Below are 17969 nucleotides of genomic sequence, written 5' to 3' on the forward strand. Positions count from 1 at the left end.
ACATGTCGATTCCAAGGAATCATCTTCTTGGGAATCGGGTTTACGATCACACGTGCATTCCACGGAATGCATCCTTTCACCATCGACTCCCCGGAGGTTCTGATGACCCGCAAGCAGCGCGAGGCCGTCGACGCCCTGCACCGCAACGCCCCCGTCCACCCGAACCCGACCCTGGAGGAGCAGCGCGCCGGATTCGCCCTCGCCCTGACCCGGCCCGTGCCCGACGACGTCACGGTGCGGGAGACCGAGCTCGGCGGCCGTCCCGCGCTCGACCTGGCCCCGGCCGCCGGCGCCGGGCGCGGGCGGCTGCTCCACTTCCACGGCGGCGGCTACATCCTGGGATCGCCCGGCACGCACGCCGGGTTCACCGCCCAGTTGGTACGCCGTGCGGGGTCGCGGGCGACGTCCGTCGACTATCGGCTGGCCCCCGAGCACCCCTTCCCCGCCGCGGTCGAGGACGGCCTGGCCGCCTATCGGGCACTGCTCGACGAAGGCGTACGGCCGGAGGAACTGGTGCTGGCCGGTGACTCGGCGGGTGGCGGGCTGGTCGTCGCGACCCTGGTCGCGGCCCGCGACGCCGGTCTGCCGCAGCCCGCGGGCGCCGTCCTCTTCTCCCCCTGGACCGACCTGACCCTCAGCGGGGAGAGCATGCACACGAAGAAGGACGCCGACCCGATCTTCGTGCCGGAGGCGCTCCAGGCGTTCGCCACCCCCTACCTGGCCGGCCAGGACGCCACCCAGCCGCTGGCCAGCCCCGTCTTCGCCGACCTCCGGGGCCTGCCTCCGCTGCTGGTGCAGGCCGGCTCGAACGAGCTCCTGCTGGACGACTCCGTCCGGCTCGCGGGGCGTGCGGCCGCCGACGAGGTGGAGGTCACGCTGCGGGTCTGGCCGCAGGTGCCGCACGTCTTCCAGAACCACTTCGGCCACCTCGACGAGGCCGACGAGGCGCTCGACGAGGCCGCCGGCTTCCTGGCCGCCAAGGTACGGATCGGGCGCGAGGCATAGAAACGCGAGGCCCAGAAACGCGAGGCCCAGAAATCCGGCACGCGGCACAGGGATCGGGCACGGAGCGGAGGGGTGCACCGGCCTCGGGGCGGAAAGGCCCCACGAGCGGGCCGCCCCCGACCGCGGCGGTCAGGCCCGTCACGCCGATGGCGGGCACAGGTGGTCGAGCCCGTCGAGCCCGTCAGACCGGCGGGCACAGGCCGTGGAGCCCGTCAGACCGGCAGGCACAGGCCGTGGAGCCCGTCAGACCGGCGGGCGCAGGCGGGCCATCTCGGCGGCGATGGCCTCCAGCCTCCAGTGGGCGTTCAGCCCGCTGGGGTTGGGCAGCACCCACAGCGCCGCCCCGCCGACCGTCTCCTCCTGCGGGCCGATCCGGGCGGCGGGGCGCGCGAAGGCGACCCGGTAGGCCGACACCCCCGCTATCGCCAGGACGCGGGGGCGGACCTCCGCGACCAGCCGCTCGAGCCGGGCGCCGCCCTCGCGGAGCTCGTCGGGGGTCAGCTCGTCGGCCCGTGCGGTCGCCCGGGCCACGATGTTGGTGATGCCGAGCCCGTACGACGGGAGCAGGTGCTGCTCGGACGGCGCGAGCCTGCGTGGCACGAGCCCGGACAGGTGCAGCGCGGGCCAGAACCGGTTGCCCGGCCGCGCGAAGTGGTGACCGGTCGCGGCCGAGTAGAGGCCGGGGTTGATCCCGCAGAACAGCACGTCGAGCCCGGGGCCGAGCACGTCGTCGATCGTCGCGTTCTGCGCCGCCTCCAGGTCGGCTTTCGTGGGGGCCATGCGGTGATGCTAGCCGCGCGGGACGACCGTGCCCGCCCGCCGACGGCGCTCGCGGGGACGCTCTCGTCGCCGGTCAGACGGCGAAAAGCAGGGCGGCGCTGACCAGGATGACCACGGCGGTCGCGAAGTGGATGCCGAACGCGACCGCCCGGCTGCCGCCGTTGCACAGCACGATCAACGTGTCGCCCAGGGGCAGCAGGGCGACGACCAGCATGAACCATGCCTCGGCGCGGGCGCCGCCGAAGGCCAGCAGGGCCAGGCCCAGCAGGCCGTAGGTCCCGTCGCGCAGGCCCTTGATCGTCAGATAGGCGCCGTCGCCGTCCTTCTTGGCCGGGACGCCGTAGCCCGCGGCCGCCGCCTGGGGCACGAGCAGGAAGCGGGCACCGATGTACACGACGAACAGGTTGAGGACGACGGCGAGGCCGTACGCGATGGGGGTGAGCATGTCTCTCTCCGGGATCTAGCAGCGCTAGGAACAAAATCGACGCTAGCAGAGCAGTGCCATATTCGCTAGCGCTGCTAGAGTTCGGAGCATGTCCATCCAGTCACGCAAGGAGCGCGAGCGCGCCGAGCGCGAGAAGCTGATCATCAGGGCGGCCCGCGAACTGGCCGAGGCCGAGGGATGGGATGCGGTGACGACCCGGCGGCTGGCCGAGCGGGTCGAATACAGCCAGCCGGTGCTCTACAGCCACTTCAAGGGCAAGGACGCGATCATGGCGGCCGTCGCCGTGGAGGGCTGCGCCGACCTGGCCGTGGAGCTGCGCGCGGCCCGGACCGCGGCGGCGGACGCCCACCGTGCCATCGCCGACGTCGGCGCGGCCTACGTCGCCTTCGCCGACCGGCACCCGGCGCTCTACGACGTGATGTTCAACCAGATCGTCGCCCTGCCGTGGGCCGCTCCCGAGGCCCCGCCCGCCCTGCAGGCGGCCTTCGGCGAGCTGGCCGAGGCCGTACGCCCGCACGCCCGCGGCGACGACCTGGGCGCGCTGACCGAGACCTTCTGGGCCGGCCTGCACGGCCTGGTGACCCTCATGCGGGGCGGCCGGCTCCCGCGCGAGCTCCACGAGCGCAGGCTCGCGCTGTTCCTGTCCCGGTTCACCGGCTGAGCCCGGCGGAAACCCAGGCGGAAGCCCGGGGACCGGCGGAACATCGGGCCGATAGAGAGTCCGGGCTCAGCGGAAACCACGTCCAGCGGAGGGGCCCGGGGCTCAGGCGAAGGGCCGCGCTATCTCGTCGAGGGCCTGCTCCATGATCTGGGAGAGCGGGCGGGCCTCCTGCTCCTCGATCCAGATGTTGGTCGCGATGCGCAACGCGACGAGGAATGCGGCGGCCATGATGCGGCGCTTGAGGTCGGCGCCCGGCTCTCCCGATCCCTCTCGGTCGGAGATCGCCTGCACAAGTTCCCGTTCCAGCTCGGCATGGTTGGCGAGCTGCCGGGCGAGCAGGGCCGGATGGCGCCTGGCCAGCGAGGTGCGCACCGCCCACTCCCTCTCGGGCTCGCCCACGTCCTCCAGCTCGTCGCGTACGGCGCCGCGCAGCGCCTGCCAGCCCGACTCCTCCGCCGGCCGTTCGCGAACCGCCCGCACCAGGGACCGGATGCGCTGCTCCTCGCCGTACAGGAGGGCGTCTTCCTTGTTGCCGAAGTAGTTGGAGAAGGTGCGGCGCGAGACGTTGGCGGCCTCCACGATGTCGTCGACGGTGACGTGGTCGAGCCCGCGTTCCACCGCGAGCCGCATCGTGGCCTTGTGGATCGCCTGCCGTGTCTCGGCCTTCTTCCGTTCGCGCAGCCCCGCCGTCGTCTCCATCGTGGGCCAAGCTTAGCCGCCAAAATGTTGCCCACCAGGCAAAGTTGCCCAGTGGGCATGTAATCTTGAGGCAGTTGTCCTCACCCATCCGATTGGAGGCTGCGCGTGAGCGCACCCACGCTGCCGGAGACGGGGGCCAAGAGCCACCGGCAGATACTCGAAGCGCTGAGCGGCCTGCTCCTCGTCCTGTTCCTGGCGATGATCAGCAGCACGGTCGTGTCGGTCTCGCTGCCGCAGATCATCGGCTCGCTGAACGGCACCCAGTCGCAGTACACCTGGGTGGTCACGGCGGCCCTGCTCACCACGACCGCCTCGACCCCCATCTGGGGCAAGCTCGCCGACCTGTTCAGCAAGAAGCTGCTGCTCGAGATCGCCATCGGCATCTTCCTCGTCGCCTCGCTGGCCTGTGGCTTCGCCCAGAACACGGCGATGCTCATCGCCTTCCGCGCGGTTCAGGGCCTGGGCATGGGCGCACTGCAGATCCTCGTCCAGGTGATCATCGCCGCGATGATCAGCCCGAAGGAGCGGGGCAAGTACAACGGCTACCTCGGCGCGGTCATGGCCGTGGCCACGGTCGGCGGGCCGCTGCTGGGCGGCCTGATCACCGACACGTCCTGGCTGGGCTGGCGGTGGTGCTTCTTCCTGCCGATCCCGTTCACCGCGATCGCGCTGATCGTCCTGCACCGCACGCTCGACATCGTCTCGGTCCGCCGTCCCGGCACCTCGGTCGACTACCCCGGCGCGCTGCTCATCGCCGCAGGCGTGAGCGTCCTGCTCGTCTGGGTCACCTTCGTCGGCAACTCCTTCGACTGGATCTCCTGGCAGACCTTCGCCATGGTCGGCGCGTCGGTCGTGCTGCTGGGCGTCGCCGTCTGGGTGGAGTCGGTGGTCCGCGAGCCGGTCGTCCCGCTGCACGTCGTACGGCGGCGCACCCCGGCCCTCGCGATCCTCGCCAGCCTGGCCGTCGGCATGGCGATGTTCGGCGGTGCGGTCTTCCTGGGTCAGTACTTCCAGATCGGCCGCGGCTACAGCCCCACCGAGGCGGGCCTGCTCACCATTCCGTTGATGTTCGGCGTGCTCGTGTCGTCCACGATCTCGGGCCGGATGGTGTCACGCAGCGGACGTGTCAAGCCGTACATCCTCGCCGGCTCGATCGTGCTCGCGCTCGGTTTCGCGGCCCTGTCGATGGTCGACCACGAGACCTCGCTGGTCGTCGTCGGCGCGGGGATGCTGGTGGTCGGCGCCGGCGTCGGCATGTCCATGCAGAACCTCGTCCTGGCCGTGCAGAACACCGTGCCGCTGCGCGAGCTGGGCGCCGCGAGCGGCGCGATCACGTTCTTCCGCTCGCTGGGCGGCACGATCGGCGTCTCGGTCCTCGGCGCGGTGCTGGCGAACCAGGTCACCGAGAACATCACCACGGGCCTGGCCAAGGCCGGCGTCCCGGTGCCGGCGGGCCAGAGCAGCGGCGGCGCCAGCCTCAACATGGGGGCGCTGCCCGAGCCGATCCGCACCATCGTGCGCGCCGCATACGGCGACGCCACCGGCCACATCTTCCTGATCTCGGCCTGCATCGCGGTCGTCGGCATCCTCGCCGTGCTGTTCCTCCCGCAGGTACGGCTGCGCGACAGCGTGGACCTGGCCGAGCCGGCCGCCCCCGGAGCGGACGCGCCCGCCGCGGCCGAGTCCCGCTGAGCCTGATCCCTCACCTGAACCCGGCCCCCGGGTACGGATCCCGAGCGTGGGCGGGAAGCCGTGCCGGGGGGCCGTCCCGTCTCACAGGCGGGGATCGACCGGCTCGGACTCCAGCGCGAGCACGGCGAAGACCGCCTCGTGGATCCGCCACAGCGGCTCGCCCTCGGCCAGGCGCGTCAGCGCCTCCAGGCCGAGCGCGTGCTCCCGCAGCGCCAGCGACCGCTTCCTGCCGGTGAACCTGCGCCGCAGCACGCCGAGCGACTCGGTGTAGTCGGGGCCGTAGATGATCCGCAGGTATTCCCGGCCCCGCACCTTCACGCCCGGCTGCACCCGTCCCTCCTGGTGGGCGGCGGGCTTGACCACCATGCCCTCGCCCCCGGCCTCGGTCAGCGCCGTCCACCACGCGACCGCCGCCTCCCGCTCCTCGGGCGAGTCGAGGGAGACGAAGAGGTGGCGGGTCGGCGTGACGAGCGGCGAGTCCATCAGGCCGAGCGTCTTCAGGTGCCACTCGTGCGGCTCCGCCGCCGCCGTCGCCCGGCCCTCGCAGGCGAGGATCTGGAACGGCGCGAGCCGTACGCCGTCGAGGCCCGAGACCGGCCAGCAGTATCGGGCATAGGCGTCACGGAACCGGGCAGCGTTGCGGGCACGGCGGCGGGTGCGGTCGAGCAGAGCGCCTACGTCCAGGCCACGTCCCGCCGCCATCTCCAGCGCCGCGACCGCCTCGGGCAGCGCCACCCGGGCCGCCGCGCCCACCGAGGCGTACTGGTCGCGGATCAGTCCCTCCGCCTTGGCCGACCACGGCAGCAGCTCGCAGTCGAGCACCACCCAGTCGGTCTCCAGCTCATCCCAGAGTGGCGCGGCCGCCTCGCGCAGCCGGTCGACCAGCTCCTGCATGTGCTCGTCGAAGAAGGGCCGCCCGGTGCGGGTGTAGACGCTGCCCGTGCTGCCGTCGGCGACGCCGAAGCGGCGGGCCGCCGCCTCCGGCGTCCGTGCCAGCACGGCGATCGCGCGCGAGCCCATGTGCTTCTCCTCGCACACCACCCGGATCACCCCCGCCCGCGCGAACTCGTCGAACGCCTCGGCCGGGTGCTCCAGGTAGCCGTCCAGCGCCGAGGTCTCCGGCGGGGCCATGGTCGGCGGCAGGTAGACCAGCCAGCGGGGGTCCACGGCGAACCGGCTCATGATCTCCAGCGCGGCGCGGGAGTTCTCCTCCGCGACCTTGATCCGGCCGCCGAACCGCGTCTCCACGAAGCGGGTGCCGTCCACGTCGCCGATGTCCAGCACGCCGGGGTCGCGGGCGGGCGTGGCGGCGGCCAGCGGACGCACCGGCTCATACCAGACCTTCTCGGCCGGCACCGAAACGAGCTCGCGCTCGGGATAGCGCAGGGCGGTCAGCCGCCCGCCGAAGACCACGCCGGTGTCGAGGCAGATGGTGTTGTTGACCCACTCCGGCTCGGGCACCGGAGTGTGCCCGTAGACGACCATGGCCCGGCCCCGGTAGTCGTTCGCCCAGGGATAGCGCACCGGCAGGCCGTACTCGTCGGTCTCCCCCGTCGTGTCGCCGTACAGGGCGAACGCCCGCACCCGCCCGGAGGCCCGCCCGTGGTAGGCCTCCTTGAGCCCGGCGTGCGCGACCACCAGCCTGCCGCCGTCGAGGCGATAGTGGCTGATGAGACCGTCCATGAACGTCCTGGCCGCCGCGCGGAACTCCTCCGGCTCGGCGGCGAGCTGCTCAAGCGACCGCTCCAGGCCGTGGGCGACCCGCACCTTGCGGCCGTCGAGGGCCCGCACCAGCTTCTGCTCGTGGTTGCCCGCCACGCACAGCGCGGTGCCCGCCTCGACCATGCCCATGACCAGCCGCAGCACGCCCGGCGTGTCCGGGCCGCGGTCGACCAGGTCGCCGACGAAGACCGCCGTACGCCCCTCGGGGTGGACGGCGCCGTCCGGCCCGACCTGCCAGCCCAGCCTGATCAGCAGGGACTCCAGCTCCGCCCGGCAGCCGTGCACGTCGCCGATGATGTCGAACGGCCCGGTGAGGTGGGTCCTGTCGGTCCACGCCTTCTCGTAAGTGATGGTCACGTCGTCGATCTCGTCGCCGCGCAGGACGTGGACCCGGCGGAAGCCGTCCCTGGAGATCTTGCCGAGCGACCGGCGCAGCTCCTTGCGCTGCCGGCTGATCACGTGAGGGCCGAACGCCCGGTCGGGACGGGCCGCGTTGCGGGCGCGCGCCACCTCCTCCGGCACGTCGAGCACGATCGCGTCGGCGAGCACGTCGTGGGATCTGGCCAGCTCGATGAGCTTCTTGCGGGCCTCCCACTGCACGTTGGTCGCGTCCACCACCGTGAGCAGGCCACGGCGCAGGCGGATGCCCACGATGTGGTGGAGCAGCTCGAACGCCTCGGGCGTGGCCGTCTGGTCGTTCTCGTCGTCGGAGACGAGGCCCCGGCAGAAGTCGGACGAGACGACCTGTGTGGGCGCGAAGTGCCGGGCCGCGAACGTCGACTTGCCGCTCCCGGAGATGCCCACGAGCACCACCAGCGACAGCTCCGGCACGCTGATCTCGGTCACGGCCGCTCATCCCTCCTGCTGAAGACCGCCATCTGGGTGGGCGGCCCCACCTCGGGGTCGTCCTCGCCAACCGGCCGCAGATCGGCCGCGTAGCCGTACGTCTCGCACACGCCCGCCACCCATGCGGCGAACTCCGCCCGGCTCCACTCGAACCGGTGGTCGGGGTGGCGGCGTGCCCCCGCGAGCAGCTCGTATCTGACGTTGTGCTCCACGTTGGGCGTGGTGACGATCACGAGTGCGGGCCGCGCGGTGCCGAAGACCACGCGTTCGAGCGCGGGCAGCCGCGGCGGGTCCACGTGCTCGACGACCTCCATCAGCACCGCGGCGTCATATCCGGCCAGGCGCGCGTCGGTGTAGGTCAGCGAGCCCTGGAACAGCTCCAGCCTCGCCCGTTTGGCGTCCGGCATCCGGTCGGTGCGCAGACGGCGATTGGCTGTCGCGAGCGCGCGGGCCGACACGTCCATGCCGGCCACCCTGGTGAAGGACGGCTTGGCCAGCAGCGCCGTGAGCAGCTGCCCCGAGCCGCAGCCGAGGTCGAGCACGGTGCGGGCGCCGATCTCCTCCAGCGCCGCCACGACGGCCTCCCGGCGCAGCGTGTTCAGCGGCACCCGGCCCTCGTCCGCCCCGTCACCGGTCTCGTCACCGGTTTCGTCGTCCGAGCGCGGGGACGCGCTCTGCGTGTCGTCGGGCTCGGTCTCGTGGTGCTCCGCGCTGTCGGGCTCGGTGTCGACGGGCTCGGTGTCGACGGGCTCGGTGTCGACGGGCTCGGTGTCGACGGGCTCGGTGTCGACGGGCTCGGTGTCGGCGGGCCGGATGATGGCAAGTCCGGCGACGGGGAGCTCCGCATTGCCGGGCTCGGCGCTGACAGGCTCGGCGATGACAGGCTCGGCGATGACAGGCTCGGCGATGACAGGCTCCGTCCGTCCGGTCGCACCGACGTCGGCGACCGGTGCGGCGAAGGCAGCGGGCTCGGCGCCCGGTTCCTCCTCGACCGGCGGGTCCAGGGTCTCCTCCACGTCGTCGCCGAGTTCGGCGAGGCGGGCGAAGGCGGTGCGGGTGAGCGCCCATCGCCGGCCGAGGTAGCGGCGGGTGATCAGGCCCTTGTCCGGGTGGCCGGCCAGCCATCCCTCTCCCGCGCGGACGAGCTTGTCGACCTCGTCGCTCGCCAGCCAGTAGTGCTTGGCGTCGTCCAGCACCGGGAGCAGCACGTACAGGTGGTTGAGCGCGTCGGCCAGGCGCACGTTCCCGCGCAGCGCGAGCCGTACGTAGCGGGACTCGCCCCAGGCGGGGAAACCGGGGTCCAGCGGCACGGCTTCGGCGTCGACCTCCCAGCCCAGCGGCCCGAACAGCCGGTGCGCCAGATCGGCTCCTCCCCGGCACGGCAGCGCGGGCAGGCGGATCTCCAGGGGGATCGGCCCGTCCGCGAGGTCCTGGCGGGAGTTGCACCGCCCGGTCCGCGCCGTACGGAACACGTCGGCGAGCGCCGACGCCAGCAGGGAGGACGCGGCGTACGGCCGGTCGTTGACGTACTGCCCGAGGGAGAAGTCGGGTGAGGACGAGCCCCGTGAACGCGCCAGGCGCACCGGGTCGACCTCCAGCAGCAGCGCCGCGGTGCACCGGTCCTCGCTCGCCTCCGGATAGAAGACCCGCGCCGTGCCGAACGACCGCTCGAACTCCTGCACCCGGTCGGGGTGCTTGTGCAGGAGGAAGCCGAGGTCCGTCGCGGGCCGCAGAGTGGTCGAGATCGTGAGGAGCACCCGGCAAAGTGTGCCGGATGCCCCCTTCGACCGGCTATGCCTTTTCCTGGCATGCGGCTTCAATCACGTGTGGCAGCGCTGTCCCGCGGGCCGGCCACCCTCACACATGCGGCAGCACGGTTCTCCCGTGCGGCAGCGCCGTTCTCACACATGCGCCGTTCTCACACATGCGCCGTTCTCACACGTGCGCCGTTCTCACACGTGTGGCAGCACGGTCACCGACGCCCCGCGGCCCTGTGTCACACACCGGCGCCGCTTTCACACGTGCGCGAGCGCCGTACTCACACGTGCGGAAGCACCTCGGCCGCGATCAGCTCCAGGTGCTCAAGGTCGTGCAGGTCGAGGACCTGCAGGTAGAGACGCTCGGCGCCCATCTCGGCGAACCGGCCGATCTTGTCCACGATCTCCTGCGGCGTGCCCGCCAGCCCGTTGACGCGCAGCTCGTCGACCTGGCGGCCGATGTTGGCGGCCCGCCGGGCGATCTCCGCCTCGTCCCGCCCCACGCAGACGACCTGCGCCGCCGACAGCAGGACGGTCTCCCGGCCCGCGGCGTCGCACGCCTGCCTGACCCGGTCGAAGGCCGCGGCGGTGTCCTCGGGAAGGTGGAACGGCACGTTGTACTCGTCGGCGAACCGGGCGACCAGCCGCGGCGTCCGCTTGGCGCCCCCGCCGCCGATGATGATGGGCGGCCGGGGCCGCTGCGCCGGCTTGGGCAGCCCCGGCGAGTCGGCCAGCTGGTAGTGCGCGCCGATGAAGGAGAACGGCTTGGTCGCCGCCCAAAGCCCGGTCACGATCTCGAGCTGCTCCTCGAAGCGCTCGAACCGCTCGCCCAGGGGCGGGAAGGGGATCCCGTACGCCGTGTGCTCCTGCTCGAACCAGCCGGTGCCGAGGCCGAGCTCCACACGGCCGCCGCTCATCTGGTCGACCTGCGCGACGCTGATCGCCAGCGGCCCGGGCAGGCGGAACGTCGCGGCGCTCACCAGCGTGCCCAGCCGGATGCGCGAGGTCTCCCGGGCGAGACCGGCCAGAGTGATCCACGCGTCGGTCGGGCCGGGCAGGGGGTCGCCCTCGCCCATCCGAAGATAATGGTCAGACCGGAAAAACGCGTCGAACCCGAGCCGCTCGGCCGCCTGCGCCACCGTGAGCAGGTCGTCGTAGCTCGCCCCCTGCTGGGGTTCGGTGAAAATCCTCAGTTTCATCTGTCCATTATCCCTGCTGCCGCGCCCTCGACTTGCTAGAGTGCGAGCCGCCTGTGCGCAACGTGGTCGCATCGCAACTCAGGGTGGTGAGCGTGGACACCGCACGTCATTCCCGTGAAACGGGCCGCCCCCCGCGCTCCCTCGTCTTCCTGGCGTCGACCGCGCTCGTCGCGAGCACCGGTGCGGCGCTGTGGGCACTGCCCGCCGCCCCGCCCGGCTGGAACGCGGGGCCCGGGATGATGCCCGGGGCCACGCCCGGTGTCACGGCCACGCCCACCCGTGAGCGGACTCCGGCCTCCCCGGTGCCGGAGACGCTGGTCGCCGCGCGCCAGACGGTCGCCTCGCCGGCCCCGCCCTCCGCCGCTCCCACCGCCGACGAGCCCGCGGCCCCTTATCGGGGATTCCTCGACGCCTCCGGGGAACCCCGCCCAGAACTGCTGCGGGCGGGCGTGCGCTCGTTCACCATCGGTCACATCGTCGCCGGGCCGGGCGGCTGCGCTCCCCACTGGGCGGGGGCGCGACCACGTGGCGGGGGCTCCGTCACCGCCCGAATCGAACGGCTGCGGGCAGACGGCGGCGAGGTGTGGCCGACGTTCGGCGGGCCGTACGGGCAGGAGCTGGCCGTCACCTGCGAGAACCCGGCCAGGCTGCTCTCGGCCTACCGCCACGTCGTGACGGCGCTCGATCCTCCCGGCATCGACTTCGAGGCCGGCGGGTCGGCCGGGCCCGCCGCCGTCAGCCGCCGCGCCGCCGCCGTCGCCCGGTTGCAGCGCGAGGCGCGGGCGCGCGGCCGCCCGCTGCGGATCACGTTCACGCTTCCCGCCTCCCGGCATGGTCTGGAGCCGGCCGACCAGAGCATGCTGCGGGCGGCCCGCGAGGAGGGGGTGGAGATCGAGTCGGTCGGCCTGCTCGTGCCGGTCGCCTCCGGCGTCTCGAACCTCCACGACCTGGCCGTCGCGGCCCGGGCGGCGCACCTCCAGATCGCCGTGGCGCTCGACGTGCCGCCCGACCGGGCGTGGCGGCGGATGGGCCTCGCGCCGGTCCTGTCCGGCGCCGGCGACCTCGGCCCCGGCGAGGCCGGGCGGCTGGCGGCCTACCGGGCCCGCAACGGCCTGGGCTGGCTGTCCCTGCGGGGCGCCAGGCCGGCCGACGACGTCCTGCGGATCCTGGCCCGGCCGCCGGTCCCCGGCGCGGGCGCCGCCCTTCCCGAGGTCACGCCCGGCGCCAGTCCCGTACGCCCCTGGTGATCCCGCACGCAGAGTTAGAGCGTTGTTCCAACTTTGGCGCACCGCTCCAAAAGCCGTAGGGTCGGCTCATGACAACGCGAGCGCGGCAGTCCGTACGGCGCAGGCAGGTGCTGTCGCGAGAGCAGATCATCGCAAGCGCGATCGAGCTGCTCGACGACGGCGGTGAGGGCGCGCTGACCGTCCGGGCGCTCACCGAGCGCCTCGCCACCGGGACCGGCGCCATCTACTACCACGTGGGCACTCGCGACGAGCTGCTGGACGCCGCCACGGAGACCGTGATCGCCGCCGCGCTGGCCGCCAGGACCGACCCGGCTTCCCCGGCGCCCGAGGACGAGATCCGGGCGACCGCGCTGAGCCTGTTCGGCGCGATCGCCGAGCACGCCTGGCTCGCCACCCAGTTGACCACCCAGTTCGCACGGCGGCCGTCGGGCCCGGTGACGGTAGGGATATTCGAACGGATCGGACGGCAGGTTCGCGCGCTCGGGGTGCCGCAGGCCGCCTGGTTCTCCGCGACTTCCACCCTGGTGCACTACATCCTGGGCGCGGTCAGCCAGCACGTCCGCTTCGAGCGGGACGCTCACGGCGCCCCCGGCGACGTCGGCCGGGAGAAGTTCCTCGGCGACGTGGCGGCGGCGTGGCAGGACCTCGACGCCGACGCCTACCCGTTCGTACGGGCGATCGCCGGCCAGATGCGCGAGCACGACGACCGTGAGCAGTTCCTGAGCGGCATCGCCCTCATCCTCGACGGCATCGCCCGCCTGCGCTGACCTCACCGCTCCAGCGGACGGACCGGCGCGAAGGGCGTGATCAGCTCCGTACGCCCCGGCCGGTGAGTGCCGCGACGAGGCCCTCGGCCCCGGGACCGTGCCGCCCTGCCTCAGCCGCGCTCGCCGTGGGCGGGAGGGACCATGAGGACGACCTTGCCCCGGCGTGGCCCTCGCGCGGCGGTCGCGTGCGCCTCGGCCGCCCGGTCCATGGGGAACACCGCCCGTACGGGGACGCGGAAGCGCCTCTGCGCCGACAGCGCGGCGGCGACGACGAGGCCGTGCCGTCCGTCCGGCTCTCCGCCCAGCTCGCCACGGGAGACGGCGACCCCGAGCTCCGGGCCGGTGAAGTCGGCGATGGTGAGGACCGACTCCGGCGCACCCGTGATGGCGACGAGCTCACGAAGCGAGCCCGCGCCGGCGACGTCCAGCGCGAGATCGACCCCTCCGGGCACGACATCACGGACGCGCCCGGCGAGCCCGGGGCCGTACGCGACCGGGACCGCGCCGAGCCCGGCGATAAAGGCGTGGTTCTCCGGGCGGCCCGTGCCGATCACACGGGCGCCGCGGGCGACCGCGAGCTGGACGGCGACGCCGCCGACGCCGCCGGAGGCCCCGTCGACCAGGAGCGTCGTTCCCGTGCCCACGCTGAGCCTGTCGAGCGCCCTGGTGGCGGTCTCGACGCTCGTGCCGGCGGCGCCGGCCTCCTCCCACGACATCGAGGGCGGCTTCGCGGCCCAGAACGCCAGCACGGCGAACTCGGCGGCGGCGCCGCCCAGCCGCGAGACGTCGACGGCGCCGAAGACTTCATCCCCGGCGGCGAACCCGGTGACGTCCGCGCCGACCTCGTCGATCACCCCGGCGGCGTCGACACCGGGGATGTGCGGCAGGGGGAGCCGCGCGCTCGACGGCGACGTGCCGGCGCGCAGCGCGAGGTCGACCGGTGCGACCCCGGCGGCCCTGACCGCGATCCGCACCTCGCCGGGGCCCGCGTGCGGAGCGGGGAACCCTCCCACGGCGAGGACCTCGGGAGGACCGAACCGGTCGAAGTGCACGGCAGACATTTCCGCGTCCGGGAACATAATCACCTTTCCGGCTGTTCCGAGTTGCCGCCGACCACGGTAGGCGGGCGAACGGCGGCGACCGTCTCGGATCGCCGGAAGCGAGAGGGGCACAGACGACATTGACTCGGAAACCCCGGACCGACGCGGAGCACAACCGGCGGCATCTCGTGGCGGTCGCCCGCGCCGCGTTCGCGGCGGACGGGCTCGACCTGCCCGTGCACGAGATCGCCCGGCGGGCCGGCCTCGGCGTCGCGACCGTCTACCGGCACTTCCCGTCGCGGCAGGACCTCGTCACCGCCGTGCTCGCCGAGCAGGCGACGGCGTGCCGCGCGCGGATGCGCGCCGCCCTGGACGATCCCGACCCCTGGCGGGCGCTGCGCGCGACCATCCACCGGTTCGCCGACGGCCAGGTGCGGCACCGCGGGTTGAACCAGGCGCTGCTCGGCTCCCACCCCGCGGGCGCCGCGATCGCCGGGCAGCGCCGGGCACAGGTCCGGAGGCTGGAGCGGCTCATCGAACGCGCCCGGAGCGCGGGCCACGTCCGTCCCGAGGTGTCGATCGAGGACGTACGGATCGGCCTGGCGGCCATCGCCTCCCTGCGCGCGGGCTCGCCCGAACGTACGGAGGCGGCGGTGCGGAGGCTGACCGACCTCCTGGTGGCCGGCATGGCCGCCCCCGCCCGTGCGGCGGATCAGTCCCTGACGAGCAGCGCGACGCACTCCACATGGTGAGTCATCGGATATTGGTCAAAGGCCCGCAGGTCCTCCAGGCGATAGCCGAGCCCGGCGAACCAGGCGACGTCCCTGGCCAGCGTGGCCGGGTCGCACGAGACGTACACCACGCGCGAGGCCTCCAGACCGGCGACGCGTTCGACCACGGGACGGCCGAGACCGGCGCGGGGCGGGTCGGCCACCACGAGATCGGCCCGCTCGATCCGGAGCCGGTCGAGCGCCTCCTCGACCCTGCCCCGCTCGACCTGCGCCTGCGGGAGGTCGCGCAGGTTGAACCGGGCGTCCTGCGCGGCCTGCGGCTCGGACTCGATGCCGAGCACGGCGCCCTCGGGGCCGACGGCCTCGGCGAGCCCGGCGGCGAACAGACCGGCGCCGCAGTAGAGGTCGAGCGCCCACTCCCCCGGCTCGGGACGGCCGAAGTCGAGCACCGCGCCGAGCAGCGTGGCCGCCGCGCCCGGGTGGACCTGCCAGAAGCCGCTCGCGGTGACCCGGAAGTCGCGCTCGCCCACCCGCTCGGTCAGCGAGGCCCGGCCGCGCAGCGCGCGGGTGCCCCGCCTGCCCTCGTCGAGCAGGACCGCGGCGTCCACGTCCGGGATGTCCGCCCGGCGGCGTGGGACGGGCTCGACGATCACGGCGCGGTCGCCGCCGGAGGCCGCGACCACCTCGACCGCGGCGGCCCCGCGCCAGCCGAGGCGTTCCGCGCCGATCTCCTCGACGGCGGGGTGCGCGATCAGGCACCCGGTGACGTGCTCGATCTCGTGCGACCGGTGGCGCCGCAGCCCCGCCGTGCCGTCCTGCTCCACGGCGAACCGTACGCGGGTGCGCCACCCGAGGCCGTCGTCCGCACCCGGCACCTCCTCGACCACGACCTTGAGGTCGAGGCCCGCCAGACGCCGGAACTGCTCGGCGACCACGTCGGCCTTGAGCCTGCGCTGCGCCTCCAGCGACGCGTGCTGCCAGTCGCAGCCACCGCAGCGGCCGGGGCCGGCGAACGGGCAGGGCGGCGTGACCCGGTCGGGCGACGGCTGCAGGATCTCGACCGCGTCGGCCCGCAGGAACCGCGCGGTCTCCTCGGTGACCTCGGCGACCACCCGCTCGCCGGGCAGCGCGTGCCGGACGAAGACCACCCGGCCCTCGTGCCTGCCCACGCACCAGCCGCCGTTGGCGACGGCGTCCACCGTCAGTTCGAGCCGTGCGCCGCCCATGTCGGCCTCTTTCCTGTCGTTCATGCCTTGATCTGCGAGTTCTTCGACGGCGGCTGGTAAGAGCGGCGGGAGGCGCCGGGAGCGGACGGCTCCCTGCGGCGCTTGAGGCGGTCGGAGGAGGCGAGCTGGAACGGCACGCTCGTGACCATGACCCCGGGCTTGAACAGCAGCCTTCCCTTGAGCCGCAGCGCGCTCTGGTTGTGCAGGAGGTGTTCCCACCAGCGGCCGACCACGTATTCGGGGATGTAGACCGTCACGACGTCGCGCGGCGAGCGCCGCCGCAGCGACTTCACGTATTCGAGCACCGGACCGGTGATCTCCCGGTAGGGCGAGTCGAGGATCTTCAACGGCACCGCGATGCCGCGCCGGTCCCACTCCTCCTTGAGCCGGTTCGCCTCGTCGGCGTCCACGCTGACGGTCACGGCCTCCAGCGTCGACGGGCGGGTCGCCCTGGCGTACGCGAGGGCGCGGAGCGTCGGCTTGTGGATCTTGGAGACGAGCACGATCGCGTGGTTGCGTGCGGGCAGCAGCGACTCGTCGGCCTCGTGCCCCTCCGGCGCGGCGAGCTCCGCGGCGACCCGGTCGTAGTGCCGCCTGATGCCCTTCATCATGAGGAAGAGCACCGGCATCGCGATGCAGACGATGTACGCGCCGTGCGTGAACTTGGTGGCGAGCACGACGACGAGCACGAGCCCGGTCATGACGGCGCCGAAGCCGTTGATCACCCGGGAGCGCATCATGCGGAACCGCGCCCGCGGGTCGCTCTCGGTCTTCAGGAGCCGGGTCCAGTGCCGGACCATGCCGATCTGGCTGAGGGTGAACGAGACGAACACACCGACGATGTAAAGGTTGAGCAGTTTGCTCACGTCCGCGTCGAACGCCCAGATCAGCAGACAGGCCCCCGCCGCGAGGATGACGATGCCGTTGCTGAACGCGAGGCGGTCGCCCCGGGTGTGGAGCTGGCGCGGCAGATAGCGGTCCTGGGCGAGGATCGAGCCGAGCACCGGGAAGCCGTTGAACGCGGTGTTGGCGGCCAGGAACAGGATGAGGGCGGTCACCGCGGCGATCACGACGAACAGGAACGAGCCGTGGCCGAAGACGGCCGAGGCGACCTGCGCGATGATCGGCTGCTGGTAGTAGCCGGGCCCGGCCGGCCGGCCGTTGATGATGACGTGGGTGGCCATGACGGCCGGGTCGGTCAGCTTCACGCCCGACTTGAGGCCGAGGAAGATGATCCCGCTGAACATGACGACCGCGATGAGGCCCATCATCAGCAGCGTCGTCGCGGCGTTCCTGCTCTTGGGCTTGCGGAACGCCGGCACGCCGTTGCTGATCGCCTCGACGCCGGTGAGCGCGGCGCATCCCGACGAGAAGGCGCGCAGCACCAGGAACGCCATCGCGAATCCGGCGAGGTTGGTCTGCTGCCCGAGTATGTGATAGTCCGCGGTCGGCGCGCGCAGCTCGTCGCCGAGCACGACCAGCCGGAACAGGCCCCACGCCACCATCCCGATGACGGCGATCATGAACGCGTACGTCGGGACGGCGAACGCGACGCCGGACTCCCGGATGCCGCGCAGGTTCATGACGGTCAGCAGCGCGACGATGGCCACCGCGACCAGGGGCCGGTGCTCGGCGACGAAGGGAATCGTCGCGCCCACGTAGTCGGCGCCGTTGGCGACCGACACGGCCACGGTCAGCACGTAGTCGACGAGCAGCGCGCTCGCGACGGTCAGTCCCGCGGTCGGGCCCAGGTTGGTCGTCGCCACCTCGTAGTCGCCGCCGCCGCTGGGATAGGCGTGCACGGTCTGGCGGTAGGAGGCGACCACCGTGAGCATGACGAGGACGACGCCCGCGGCGACCCACGGGCTGAGGCTGTAGAGGCCCACCCCGCCGATCGACAGGATGACCAGGATCTCCTGCGGTGCGTACGCCACCGAGGACAGGGCATCACTCGCGAAGACCGGCAGTGCCACACGCTTGGGCAGCAGCTGATGGTGGAGCGCCGTGCTCCGCAGAGCCCGCCCCACGAGAAGCCGCTTGACAAGATCTGGCACCTTGGACACGTCTGATGAGCCTAGTCCCCCGGTGCCGCTCCCAAGTCATGCGGTGTGGGGCACTGGCGACATACTGTCTCCATTAGGAGACCGCCACA

The 17969-nt window shown here is 72.7% G+C and carries 15 protein-coding genes; 6 read left to right on the forward strand and 9 right to left on the reverse strand.

Annotated elements, in window-relative coordinates:
- The first annotated feature begins 102 nt into the window (after positions 1 to 102).
- Complete coding sequence (locus tag HCK04_RS04030) at positions 103 to 1005, forward strand: alpha/beta hydrolase (RefSeq protein ID WP_142645568.1); 903 nt, start codon at positions 103 to 105, stop codon at positions 1003 to 1005.
- Between the two features lie 243 nt (positions 1006 to 1248).
- On the opposite strand, the gene mug is transcribed toward HCK04_RS04030, so the two are convergent.
- Positions 1249 to 1785: a G/U mismatch-specific DNA glycosylase gene (gene mug / locus HCK04_RS04035; protein WP_142645494.1), complete on the reverse strand. Its 537-nt coding sequence runs from the start codon at positions 1783 to 1785 to the stop codon at positions 1249 to 1251.
- A 73-nt stretch (positions 1786 to 1858) separates the two neighbouring features.
- Entirely contained in the window at positions 1859 to 2230 is a 372-nt protein-coding gene (locus HCK04_RS04040; RefSeq protein WP_142645495.1) for a DUF4267 domain-containing protein, read from the reverse strand.
- 88 nt (positions 2231 to 2318) lie between these two features.
- Here HCK04_RS04040 and HCK04_RS04045 point away from each other — a divergent pair, with 88 nt between their 5' ends.
- Positions 2319 to 2891, forward strand: coding sequence for a TetR/AcrR family transcriptional regulator (locus HCK04_RS04045; RefSeq protein WP_142645496.1), 573 nt, complete (start codon positions 2319 to 2321; stop codon positions 2889 to 2891).
- Positions 2892 to 2993: 102 nt separating this feature from the next.
- Here the strand turns inward: HCK04_RS04045 and HCK04_RS04050 are convergent, their stop codons facing one another.
- A complete protein-coding gene (locus HCK04_RS04050; protein ID WP_142645497.1) occupies positions 2994 to 3590 on the reverse strand; it encodes a TetR/AcrR family transcriptional regulator in 597 nt (198 codons plus the stop codon).
- A 105-nt stretch (positions 3591 to 3695) separates the two neighbouring features.
- On the opposite strand from HCK04_RS04050, the gene HCK04_RS04055 reads away from it, so the two are divergent.
- On the forward strand, positions 3696 to 5282 hold the full coding sequence (locus HCK04_RS04055; RefSeq protein WP_260617099.1) for an MDR family MFS transporter: 1587 nt from the start codon (positions 3696 to 3698) through the stop codon (positions 5280 to 5282).
- A gap of 81 nt (positions 5283 to 5363) precedes the next feature.
- Here HCK04_RS04055 and HCK04_RS04060 read toward each other — a convergent pair whose 3' ends face one another.
- The 3 genes from HCK04_RS04060 to HCK04_RS04070 form a co-directional block, all read right to left on the reverse strand.
- Positions 5364 to 7850 carry a polynucleotide kinase-phosphatase gene (locus tag HCK04_RS04060; protein WP_142645498.1) on the reverse strand — a complete coding sequence of 829 codons (2487 nt, stop codon included), beginning with the start codon at positions 7848 to 7850 and terminating at the stop codon, positions 5364 to 5366.
- The gene (locus tag HCK04_RS04065) at positions 7847 to 9607 is read right to left on the reverse strand and encodes a 3' terminal RNA ribose 2'-O-methyltransferase Hen1 (RefSeq protein ID WP_142645499.1); all 1761 of its coding nucleotides are present in this window, start codon (positions 9605 to 9607) and stop codon (positions 7847 to 7849) included. The genes HCK04_RS04060 and HCK04_RS04065 overlap by 4 nt, the downstream gene beginning before the upstream one ends.
- A gap of 281 nt (positions 9608 to 9888) precedes the next feature.
- A complete protein-coding gene (locus tag HCK04_RS04070; protein WP_142645500.1) occupies positions 9889 to 10806 on the reverse strand; it encodes an LLM class F420-dependent oxidoreductase in 918 nt (305 codons plus the stop codon).
- A 92-nt stretch (positions 10807 to 10898) separates the two neighbouring features.
- Between HCK04_RS04070 and HCK04_RS04075 the strand changes: the two genes are divergently transcribed.
- Both HCK04_RS04075 and HCK04_RS04080 read left to right on the forward strand, forming a co-directional pair.
- Positions 10899 to 12053, forward strand: a complete 1155-nt coding sequence (locus HCK04_RS04075; protein ID WP_142645501.1) for a hypothetical protein — start codon at positions 10899 to 10901, stop codon at positions 12051 to 12053.
- Positions 12054 to 12121: 68 nt separating this feature from the next.
- Positions 12122 to 12820: a TetR/AcrR family transcriptional regulator C-terminal domain-containing protein gene (locus HCK04_RS04080; RefSeq protein WP_168065626.1), complete on the forward strand. Its 699-nt coding sequence runs from the start codon at positions 12122 to 12124 to the stop codon at positions 12818 to 12820.
- Between the two features lie 110 nt (positions 12821 to 12930).
- Here the strand turns inward: HCK04_RS04080 and HCK04_RS04085 are convergent, their stop codons facing one another.
- On the reverse strand, positions 12931 to 13881 hold the full coding sequence (locus HCK04_RS04085) for an NADP-dependent oxidoreductase (protein ID WP_142645502.1): 951 nt from the start codon (positions 13879 to 13881) through the stop codon (positions 12931 to 12933).
- A 119-nt stretch (positions 13882 to 14000) separates the two neighbouring features.
- Here HCK04_RS04085 and HCK04_RS04090 point away from each other — a divergent pair, with 119 nt between their 5' ends.
- Positions 14001 to 14612 carry a TetR/AcrR family transcriptional regulator gene (locus HCK04_RS04090; RefSeq protein WP_142645503.1) on the forward strand — a complete coding sequence of 204 codons (612 nt, stop codon included), beginning with the start codon at positions 14001 to 14003 and terminating at the stop codon, positions 14610 to 14612.
- Here HCK04_RS04090 and HCK04_RS04095 read toward each other — a convergent pair.
- Together HCK04_RS04095 and HCK04_RS04100 are read right to left on the reverse strand one after the other, a co-directional pair.
- A complete protein-coding gene (locus HCK04_RS04095; protein ID WP_240970912.1) occupies positions 14573 to 15841 on the reverse strand; it encodes a class I SAM-dependent RNA methyltransferase in 1269 nt (422 codons plus the stop codon). The genes HCK04_RS04090 and HCK04_RS04095 overlap by 40 nt on opposite strands.
- Positions 15838 to 17880 (reverse strand): APC family permease, encoded by a 2043-nt coding sequence (locus HCK04_RS04100; RefSeq protein WP_142645504.1) that lies wholly within the window; start codon positions 17878 to 17880, stop codon positions 15838 to 15840. Before HCK04_RS04100 ends, HCK04_RS04095 begins: the two co-directional genes overlap by 4 nt.
- Positions 17881 to 17969 lie beyond the last annotated feature (89 nt).

The sequence above is a fragment of the Microbispora sp. CL1-1 genome (assembly GCF_012034195.1).
GTDB lineage: Bacteria > Actinomycetota > Actinomycetes > Streptosporangiales > Streptosporangiaceae > Microbispora.